We start from the raw sequence: 9,276 nt of genomic DNA on the forward strand, positions 1-9,276 counted from the left end.
ACCGTGTCGGGGTGCCGCATGCCCGCGTGCGCCCGTCGCGCCCGACCCGCACGGCCCCCGCCGAGTGAGGGAGAGCATCACGTGACCATCGCGCCAACGGAGCCCGCGTCAGACGCCGAGGTCGTGCCGCCTGCGGTGGCCGTGTCCAACGGTGCCGCCGCTGCCGACGGCGGTCCGGGCGAGGACGGCCCGGGAGTCGCCCTGCTGCGCACCCTGACCGAGCTGACCGCGGACCTGACCGCGACCGACCCCGGCAAGGTGGCCGCCGCCGCCCTGCGCGGCCGGCACGCGGGCTCGGACGAGGCCGAACTGCGGTCGCTGGCCACCGATGCCGCGGCCGGTCTGATCGGCGACGAGCCGCAGTACTCCAAGCTCGCCGCGCGCCTGCTCACCCTCGCCGTCGCCGACGAGGCCGCCGGCCAGGGCGCCGTCTCGTTCTCCGCGTCCGTCGCGACCGGCCACCGCGAGGGGCTGATCGCCGACGAGACCGCGCAGTTCGTGGCGACCCACGCGAAGCGGCTGGACGCGCTGGTCGAGCGGGCGCTGGCCGACGGCGCCGACGACCGCTTCGGCTACTTCGGGCTGCGCACCCTGCACTCGCGCTACCTGCTGCGCCACCCCACCACCCGTCAGGTCATCGAGACCCCGCAGCACTTCCTGCTGCGGGTGGCCTGCGGCCTGGCGGAGGACCACAGCGAGCGCGCGCTGGACGATGTCGCCGAGCTGTACCGCCTCACCAGCTCGCTGTCCTACCTGCCCTCCTCCCCCACCCTCTTCAACTCCGGCACCCGCCACCCGCAGATGTCGTCCTGCTACCTGCTGGACTCGCCGCTGGACGAGCTGGACTCGATCTACGACCGCTACCACCAGGTCGCGCGGCTGTCCAAGCACGCCGGCGGCATCGGGCTGTCGTACTCCCGCATCCGCGCCCGCGGTTCGCTGATCCGCGGCACCAACGGGCACTCCAACGGCATCGTGCCGTTCCTGCGCACCCTGGACGCCTCGGTCGCCGCCGTGAACCAGGGCGGCCGGCGCAAGGGCGCCGCCTGCGTCTACCTGGAGACCTGGCACGCGGACATCGAGGAGTTCCTGGAGCTGCGCGACAACACCGGTGAGGAGGCCCGCCGCACCCACAACCTGAACATCGCCCACTGGATCCCGGACGAGTTCATGCGCCGGGTCGAGGCGGACGCCGACTGGTCGCTGTTCTCGCCCGCGGACGCCCCCGAGCTGGTGGACCTGTGGGGCGAGGAGTTCGACGCCGCCTACCGCCGGGCCGAGGCCGAGGGCCGGGCGGTCAAGCAGATCCCGGCGCGGGTGCTGTACTCGCGGATGATGCGCACGCTGGCGCAGACCGGCAACGGCTGGATGACGTTCAAGGACGCCGCCAACCGCACCGCCAACCAGACCGCCGAGCCCGGCCACGTCGTGCACTCCTCCAACCTGTGCACGGAGATCCTGGAGGTGACGGACGACGGCGAGACCGCCGTCTGCAACCTCGGATCGGTCAACCTGTCGGCGCACCTGGGTGAGAACGGCGAGATGGACTGGGAGCGGCTGGACGCGACCGTCCGCACCGCCGTCACCTTCCTCGACCGCGTGGTGGACATCAACTTCTACCCGACCGAGCAGGCCGGTGCCTCCAACTCCCGCTGGCGCCCGGTGGGTCTGGGCCTGATGGGCCTCCAGGACGTCTTCTTCCGGCTGCGGCTGCCCTTCGACTCGCCCGAGGCGCGGGAGCTGTCCACCCGGATCTCCGAGCGGATCATGCTCGCCGCGTACGAGGCGTCCGCCGACCTCGCCGAGCGGCACGGCCCGCACCCGGCGTGGTCCGCGACCCGCACCGCCCGCGGGGTGCTGCACCCCGACCACTACCCCAACGCCGAGCCGCGCTGGGCCGACCGCTGGGCGGCGCTGCGCACCCGGATCGCGTCGACCGGCATGCGCAACTCGCTGCTGCTGGCCATCGCGCCGACCGCGACCATCGCCTCCATCGCGGGCGTGTACGAGTGCATCGAGCCGCAGGTCTCCAACCTCTTCAAGCGCGAGACGCTCTCCGGGGAGTTCCTCCAGGTCAACGCCTACCTCATCGAGGAGCTGAAGGCGCTGGGGCTGTGGGACGCGCGGACCCGGGACGCGCTGCGCGAGGCCAACGGCTCGGTGCAGGACGTCACCTGGATCCCCGAGGAGATCCGGGCGCTGTACCGCACCGCCTGGGAGATCCCGCAGCGCTCGCTGATCGACATGGCCGCGGCGCGTACGCCGTACCTCGACCAGAGCCAGTCGCTGAACCTCTTCATGGCGTCGCCGACCATCGGCAAGCTCAGCTCGATGTACGCCTACGCCTGGAAGCGCGGCATCAAGACGACGTACTACCTGCGGTCGCGCCCGGCGACCCGGATCGCCCAGTCCGCCCGCGGCGGCGCCGCCGCGACCGCGCCCGTGCCGCAGCAGGCCACCGACCCCGAGGCGGTCGCCTGCTCCCTGGAAAACCCCGAGTCCTGCGAGGCCTGCCAGTAATGACCACCGCACCGGAAACGAACGCCGCGGCCCACACCGCCACCACCGGCACCAAGAACCTCCTGGACCCGGGCTTCGAGCTGACGCTGCGCCCCATGCGGTACCCGGAGTTCTACGACCGCTACCGCGACGCGATCAAGAACACCTGGACCGTGGAGGAGGTCGACCTCCACTCCGACGTCGCCGACCTCGCCAAGCTCTCGCCGGGCGAGCAGCACATGATCGGCCGGCTGGTCGCGTTCTTCGCGACCGGTGACTCGATCGTCTCCAACAACCTGGTGCTGACGCTCTACAAGCACATCAACTCCCCCGAGGCGCGGCTGTACCTGAGCCGTCAGCTGTTCGAGGAGGCCGTGCACGTCCAGTTCTATCTGACGCTGCTGGACACCTACCTCCCCGACCCGGACGACCGCGCCGCCGCCTTCGCGGCCGTGGAGAACATCCCGTCCATCCGGGAGAAGGCCCAGTTCTGCTTCAAGTGGATGGACTCGGTCGAGAAGATCGACCGGCTGGAGTCCAAGGCCGACCGGCGCCGCTTCCTGCTGAACCTGATCTGCTTCGCGGCGTGCATCGAGGGGCTGTTCTTCTACGGCGCCTTCGCGTACGTGTACTGGTTCCGCTCGCGGGGCCTGCTGCACGGGCTGGCCACCGGCACCAACTGGGTCTTCCGCGACGAGTCCATGCACATGGAGTTCGCGTTCTCCGTGGTGGACACCGTCCGCGAGGAGGAGCCCGACCTCTTCGACGACACGCTGGAGCAGCAGGTCACCGACATGCTCAAGGAGGCCGTCGAGGCGGAGCTGCAGTTCGGCCGCGACCTGTGCGGTGAGGGCCTGCCGGGCATGAACACCGCGTCGATGCGCGAGTACCTCCAGTGCGTTGCCGACCAGCGGCTGCAGCGGCTGGGCTTCGCACCGGTCTACGGTTCGGAGAACCCGTTCTCCTTCATGGAGCTGCAGAACGTCCAGGAGCTGACCAACTTCTTCGAGCGCCGCGCCTCGGCCTACCAGGTCGCGGTCGAGGGCTCGGTCTCCTTCGACGACGACTTCTAGGCGGCGGCGCCTTCCGGCAGGCGCCTCCCGCAGTTCGCTCCCGGACGACCGTTCTCGGCAGCGGTGTCCGGGAGGCGAACCCTCGAAGACGTTCCGCGACGCCCCTTCGCCCCGCCCCGGCGCCCTTTGTGAGCGTTCTGTTACCTCGGCAACGTGCGCCGGGGCCACCGCATCTATGCGGGCATGAAGGGCACGAAGGGGCGTCGCCGGTTCATCGACTATCCGCGTCAGGGACGCGAGGGTCCGCGCCGGTGGCTGCCGTCATGGAGACAGTGGCTGAGCGCCGTCGCGCTCGGCCTGGGCGGCCTGGCGGGGCTGTTCGCCGTGGTCTACGCGAAGGTCGACATACCGGGTGAGAACGCGCTCGCCGGGCAGGAGGCCTCCGTCTACTACTGGGCGGACGGCAGCCAGATGGTGAGCGTGGGCGCCGTCAACCGGCAGAATGTCGCGCTCGACAAGGTGCCCGACTCCGTCGAGAATTCCGTGATCTCGGCGGAGAACGCCACCTTCTACAGCGACCCCGGCATCTCGTTCCAGGGCATCGGCCGGGCTCTCGTCGCGATGGTCTCGGGCGGGGACACCCAGGGCGGCTCCACCATCACCCAGCAGTACGTGAAGAACACCTACCTCTCGCAGGACCAGACCCTCACCCGCAAGGTGAAGGAATTCGTCATCGCGCTGAAGGTGAACAACCAGAAGTCGAAGCGCGACATTCTCCGCGGCTACCTCAACACCAGCTGGTTCGGGCGCGGTTCCTACGGAATCCAGGCCGCCGCCCACGCGTATTACGGCATCGACGTCAAGAAGCTGAACCCCAGCCAGAGCGCACTGCTGGCGGCCCTGCTGAAGGGCTCCGAGCAGTACGACCCGGGGCTGAGCAAGGCCAATCACGCGCGGGCGGTGGCCCGCTGGAAATGGATACTCGACCGGCAGGTCGCCACCGGGAAGATGAGCGCGCGGGAACGGGCGAAATACCGCACCTTCCCCGAGCCCCGGGCACTGGCCAAACCCACCAGCCAGGCCGGCCAGACCGGCTATCTCGTCGATATCGCCAACAAGTTCATCAAGGCCGACACCGGCCTGACCGACAAGGATCTGGCGCGCGGCGGATACCGCATCCACACCACCTTCGACAAACAGCGCACCCGCCGCCTGGAAAAGGCCGTCACCGACGTGCGCCGCACCACCCTCGACCCGAAGAAGCGCGCCGAGGACGCCTTCGTGGAATTCGGCGCCGCGTCGGTCCGCCCCAAGGACGGCGCGATCGTCGCGCTCTACGGCGGCACGGACGCCACCCGGCACTTCAGCAACAACGCGGACACCACGGCCGTCCCGGCCGGCTCCGCCTTCAAGCCGTTCGTGCTGGCGGCGGCGCTCCAGCGGCAGTCCGACGAGCCGTCGCCGGAGGCCTCGGCCACCCCGGTACCGCGCACCGCCCCGCCCCCCGCGGTGACCGACCGGGCCCTGCCCCTGACGCTGCGCGGGGCGCTGCTCAAGGGCCAGAACCCGCCGTTCGTACAAGCCGGCAAGGAGATCGGGCTCAAGCCGATCCGGGATCTGGCGGTGGCCTCGGGCCTGCGCAAGGAGAGCATGGCGCGCCTGGAGCAGACCTTCCCGCTGGGCACCTCGGCCCCCAGCGCGGTCCGGATGGCGAGCGCCTACACCACCTTCGCCAACGGCGGTCTGCACACCGACCCCTACGCGGTGACCTCGCTCACCCACCACGGCCGCCCGGTACCCGGCCCGCACCGCCCCGAGCCGCACCAGGTCCTGGACGCCGGGGTCGCCCAGCAGGTGTCCGGGGCCCTGGAGGAGCTGGGCCTGCGGACGCTGGGGAAGGACGACGGCGCCGCGGCGAAGCGGCCGGTCGCGGCCGGCCGCACCGAGCCGGGCGACCGGCTGAAGTCGGCGTGGTTCATCGGCGGCCCGCCGGCCGGCGTCCCGGACCTCGGCAAGGACCCCGGCACCGGCGCGGACGGCCCGGCCCCGGTCCGCCCCGGCCGGACGCCCACCGCCGCCGACGGCGACGAGCCGACCACCGCCGTCACCATGTTCCGCAACAAGCCGGGCGCCCCCGACCTGCTCCCGATGCAGGGCGTCGGCGGCGCGGACAGCGAGATGGGCACGGCCATCCCGCCGAAGGTCTGGAGCGCCTACCGGCAGGCCCCGTGAACGGCGGCGGGCGCCCGGCCGGTGGGCCGGGCGCCCGTGCGCCTGCGTCGTCGGCCGGGGCCGTCGGTGAGCGCCGTCAGTCGTTGGCGACGACGGGGTAGCGCGGCTCCCGCTCGGCCATCTGCTGGAGCGCGTCCTTGCGCTCCCGCTTGCTGAGCCGGTCGATGTAGAGGTAGCCGTAGAGGTGGTCGGTCTCGTGCTGGAGGCAGCGCGCGAAGTAGCCGGTGCCGCGGATCGCGACCGGCTCGCCCTTGGCGTCCTGCCCGCGGACCACGGCGTAGTCGGGGCGGGCCAGCTCGGCGTAGGCGCCGGGCACGGACAGGCAGCCCTCGTTGGAGTCGTCCAGGACGCGGCGCTCGGCCGGCAGCTCCTCCAGGACGGGGTTGCAGACCGCGCCGACGTGCCGGACGCCCTCGTCGTCCAGGCAGTCGTAGACGAAGACCTTCAGGTCCACGCCGATCTGGTTCGCGGCCAGGCCCACCCCCTCGGCGGTGCGCTGGCTGGCGAACATGTCGTCGATGAGCCTGCCGAGCTCCTCGTCGAACGCCGTGACGTCCTTGCACTCCTTGTGGAGCACCGGGTTGCCGACGACCGTGATCGGCCGCGAGGTGCCCCGCTCGCGGTGGGCCTCCTCCCGCTCCCCGGCATCGGTGACGTCGTCGATGAACGCCTCGTCCACGCGCTGGTCACCGTCTTGATCAAACACAGGCTGCTGGGCCATCTCCGCCGTACGCCTTCCTGAAAACCCTGGTTAGTCGCCCTACAGCCTACGGGGATGCCGCCGGGCTCTCAGCAGACCTCTTCCAGATCCCGCCATTCCCGGGTGTCCGGGCTGTCCGCGACCCAGCCGTCCAGCAGCCCGCGCACCAGCGCGGACGGCGCCGCGATGCCGCATTCGCGCTCCGGCACCCACAAGGAGCCCGAGCCCGCGGTGCGGTGCCCGAGCGGCCCGGGGTGGCCGGGCTCGCTGTGGTCGTGCGGGTCCAGATGCTCGCCGTCGCCCTCGTCGCTGGGCATCCGACTCTCCGAGCACGTACGGCACAGCAGCCGCACCGAGGACGACCAGTCCTCGGCGGCGAAGCCCGCGTCGGCCGCCAGCCGCTCCAGGGCGTCCCGGTCGGCCTCCGAGGCGGCCTCCAGGAGCACCACCCAGGTCGGGACCGGGGAGGGCGCCCACAGCTCGATCTCGTCGAAGACCGGATAGGCCCTGGTGGCGCCGTCGGCGCTGGCGGTGGTCCGCTCGCCGTGCGGGACGCCGTCGTGCAGCACCACCTCGCCCCAGCGCCGCCCGGAGGACGGCAGCGGGATCGACAGCACCTCGATACGGGCCGGGTCCAGCCGGCGGCCCCAGACGACCTCGGCCTCGCCCTCCGGGGAGAGCCGGACGGCGGCGCTGCCCAGCGTCATACCGAGCGGTTCGCCGGACGGGGAGCCGTCACCGGGCACCTTCAGGCCGTACGCCTGCCAGGCGCGGCGGGCCAGCGGCCAGTCCTGCAGGGCCGTGGCGGCGATGCCCACGTTCCACCAGTCGGGCGCCCCGGACTCCCGGTCCAGCAGCGCCACCGCGCGCAGGCCCGCCGCCCTGGCCTGCTCCCAGTCGTGCCGGAACTTGTGCAGCAGGGCGAGATTGAACCAGGACTCCGAGAGCCATGGCTCCATGTCCGCGGCACGCGTCAGCAGCGCCCCCGCGTCCTCGTAACGGCCGTCGCCGATCAGCGTGAAAGCGCGGTCGGTCGCCTGCCGCCACGAGGCGGAGGGCCGGTGCCGTACCTTGCCGAAGATCCTCACGATTCCCGCCTGCTGGTTGCTCTTGATTGCCGCCGGGGAGGTCTCCCCGGGCGGCGCCCGGGGCCTTCCGGGGGGTCTACTCGACAACCTGCCACAGATTGCCGCCGGGCTCAGCCCGGTTTGCCGCTCCCCTGCGGCTCCTTGCCCTTCCCCGACCCCCTGAATCCCCCTGGAAGGGGCTTCCTTCGCATCCAACCATGCCCATCTCGGCGGCCGCTCATTACCCATGGGTTCCCGAACCTCGGGCGCACGGCGCGGGACCGGGGCGGCGCAGCGGCGTCCGGGGCCCGCCGGAGCCCGCCCCGGGGCGGTCTGCGGCCCGTCGGCGCCCACCGGGGGCGGCGCACGGCAGGACGGCCCTCCACCGGCCGCGGAGCGGGCGCCGCCGGTCCCCTGCGGCCGGCCCGCAGTCGGCCATCTCACACCGCGCGGCCCTCGCACGCCAGGACCCGGGCCAGCGCCTCGACGACCCGGGGTTCGTGGTCGCGCGCGGTGGCCAGCCGCAGCCGCTCCAGGGCGTGCAGCGGGCCGCCCGGCCCCGCGGAGCCGCCCGACAGGTCGTCGTAGGCGTTGACGGTGCGGACGATACGCGCCGTGACCGGCTGGTCCCGGAACGGATCGGCCTGCCGCTCGACGATCACCGCGACCTCCGCGGGCGCCCCGGTCTGCCGGACAACGGCGCCGCCCAGCAGCGCGATCCGGCGCTGCCGGTCGGGCGGCAGCGCGGCGGTCGCCCCGTCCGGCACCGGGTCCACCAGCGAGAGCTGACCGATGTCGTGCAGCAGCGCGGCGTGTTCGAGCACGTCCAAGTCCGGACCGTGCAGCCCCAGTTCCCGGCCCACGGCACGGCTGAGCGCGGCCACCCGGCGGGCGTGGCCGTGCGGGGTGTAGCCGGCGATCTCGGTGGAGCGGGCCAGCGAGGCGAGGGTCTGGCGGTAGGTGGCGCGCACCTCGGCGTAGCGCCGGAAGGCGAACTGGGTCAGCAGCAGCGGCAGGCAGAAGACGGGCAGCGCCCACAGCCCGACGACCGCGGTGGCCAGCGCGATCACCACGCCGGTGGCGCAGATCGCCGAGCCGATCCCCGGCAGCGCCCGCAACTCGTCTCGCAGCAGCGGCCCGTACGGCCAGCCGGTACGGGCCCGGGCCAGCACCGCCGCCAGCACCGCGTCGCACAGCGCGGTCAGCGCCATCAGGGCGATCATGAAGAGGGGGTAGAACGGCCCGGAGGCCACCCAGGCGTGCAGCGTCCCGGTGTTGTAGAGGGGCTGGAAGCAGGTGGCGGCGAAGCCGATGCTCAGCACCCGGCGGGCGAGGTGGTCCGGCCCCGGCCCCGCCCCGCGCGCCAGCTGCCGCACCAGCCCGACCAGCCCGGCCGCCAGAACCACCGCCACGACCTGCGCGACGCCATGGGTCGTGGGCCGCCCGCCGACCGCGCCGAGCAGCGCGTACGCGAGGGCCCCGGCCGCACCCAGCGGGGCGCCCTCCCGCTCCCCCGGCCTCCGCCCGGACCCGGCCGCCGGCGCGCTCCCCGTGCCCACCAGCTCCCCCACGGCGATCAGCACCCCGAAGGCCAGCGCGATCCCGGGCTGGTGCAGGCCGCCCCACAGCGTCCGGCCGAGCGACCAGAGCGCCAGGGCCGCGGCCGGGACGTAGACCGCGGCGACGACGGCGCGGGCGCCGCAGGACGGCGCACCGGCGCGCGGCGCACCGGCGGCGGGACCGTCCGCGGCCCGGCGCACGCCGG

General features: G+C 72.8%; 6 protein-coding genes. 3 read left to right on the plus strand and 3 right to left on the minus strand.

The window, feature by feature from the left end; genetic code table 11:
• Positions 1–81 precede the first annotated feature (81 nt).
• From IEY78_RS16930 to IEY78_RS16940, 3 genes are all read left to right on the plus strand, one after another.
• On the plus strand, positions 82–2,520 hold the full coding sequence (locus IEY78_RS16930) for a ribonucleoside-diphosphate reductase subunit alpha (protein WP_229700001.1): 2,439 nt from the start codon (positions 82–84) through the stop codon (positions 2,518–2,520).
• On the plus strand, positions 2,520–3,572 hold the full coding sequence (locus IEY78_RS16935; protein WP_189099073.1) for a ribonucleotide-diphosphate reductase subunit beta: 1,053 nt from the start codon (positions 2,520–2,522) through the stop codon (positions 3,570–3,572). Before IEY78_RS16930 ends, IEY78_RS16935 begins: the two co-directional genes overlap by 1 nt.
• A gap of 183 nt (positions 3,573–3,755) precedes the next feature.
• Positions 3,756–5,744, plus strand: a complete 1,989-nt coding sequence (locus IEY78_RS16940; RefSeq protein WP_189099075.1) for a transglycosylase domain-containing protein — start codon at positions 3,756–3,758, stop codon at positions 5,742–5,744.
• A 76-nt stretch (positions 5,745–5,820) separates the two neighbouring features.
• Here IEY78_RS16940 and def read toward each other — a convergent pair whose 3' ends face one another.
• The 3 genes from def to IEY78_RS16955 form a co-directional block, all read right to left on the minus strand.
• Positions 5,821–6,465 (minus strand): peptide deformylase, encoded by a 645-nt coding sequence (def, locus tag IEY78_RS16945; protein ID WP_189099077.1) that lies wholly within the window; start codon positions 6,463–6,465, stop codon positions 5,821–5,823.
• Positions 6,466–6,533: 68 nt separating this feature from the next.
• Positions 6,534–7,532 carry a tetratricopeptide repeat protein gene (locus IEY78_RS16950; protein WP_189099079.1) on the minus strand — a complete coding sequence of 333 codons (999 nt, stop codon included), beginning with the start codon at positions 7,530–7,532 and terminating at the stop codon, positions 6,534–6,536.
• Positions 7,533–7,951: 419 nt separating this feature from the next.
• Positions 7,952–9,271 carry an HD-GYP domain-containing protein gene (locus IEY78_RS16955; RefSeq protein ID WP_189099115.1) on the minus strand — a complete coding sequence of 440 codons (1,320 nt, stop codon included), beginning with the start codon at positions 9,269–9,271 and terminating at the stop codon, positions 7,952–7,954.
• Positions 9,272–9,276 lie beyond the last annotated feature (5 nt).

Source organism: Streptomyces kronopolitis (assembly GCF_014646275.1).
GTDB lineage: Bacteria > Actinomycetota > Actinomycetes > Streptomycetales > Streptomycetaceae > Streptomyces > Streptomyces kronopolitis.